This is a genomic window from Oleiphilus sp. HI0125 (genome assembly GCF_001635355.1).
In genome coordinates, this window is record NZ_LWGF01000082.1 from 1 (window position 1) to 888 (window position 888).

An 888-nucleotide genomic window follows, 5' to 3' on the forward strand; every position below is an offset into this window, starting at 1 on the left:
GACTCAACTAGACTTGCTGAACCCTATGTATCAAATCACTGCTGCATACGGTCACTTTGGTCGTGAACCAGAAGAAGTGACTTACGAGTATGAAGAAGGTGGCGAGAAAAAATCGAAGACATTCACAGCCTTCACTTGGGAAAAAACAGATCGCATTGACGCACTTAAAGCTGCTGCAGGCGTTTAAAACACTATTTGTTTATAGACATTACAATCGCGCGTAATCGCGAAGGACAGAAATAATGAGCACGAATTTACAAGCTGTTGAAAATGGTTTCACAGACTACAAAGTAGCAGACATTGGCCTTGCTGATTGGGGCCGTAAAGAGATTGAAATCGCTGAAGGTGAAATGCCAGCATTGATGGCACTTCGTCGTAAGTACAAAGCTGAGCAACCTCTTGCAGGCGCAAAGATCATGGGTTGTATTCATATGACAATCCAAACAGCTGTGTTAATTGAAACACTGGTTGACCTGGGCGCTGAAGTACGTTGGTCTTCTTGTAATATCTTCTCAACACAAGATCATGCTGCAGCTGCAATCGCTGCTGCGGGCATTCCAGTATTCGCATGGAAAGGCGAAACAGAAGAAGAGTTCTTGTGGTGTATTGAGCAAACAATTCTTTCAGAAATAGATGGCAACCAAGTTTGGGACGCAAACATGATCCTTGACGATGGTGGTGATCTAACTGAAATGGCTCACTCAAAATACCCTGACCTATTGAATGACATTCACGGTATTTCTGAAGAAACCACTACAGGCGTTCACCGTCTTCTAGAAATGTTGGAAGAAGGTACACTTAAAGTACCTGCTATCAACGTAAATGATGCTGTAACAAAGTCTAAGAACGACAACAAGTATGGTTGCCGTCACTCGTTGAATGATGCGA

At 43.1% G+C, this 888-nt stretch carries 1 protein-coding gene and 1 pseudogene; both read left to right on the top strand.

Features of this window, described 5'->3' with window-relative positions:
* A pseudogene (locus A3762_RS01405) lies at positions 1-187 on the top strand (methionine adenosyltransferase); the annotation flags it as partial.
* A gap of 55 nt (positions 188-242) precedes the next feature.
* On the top strand, positions 243-888 hold a 646-nt coding region (locus A3762_RS01410), incomplete at its 3' end, for an adenosylhomocysteinase (RefSeq protein WP_197468928.1).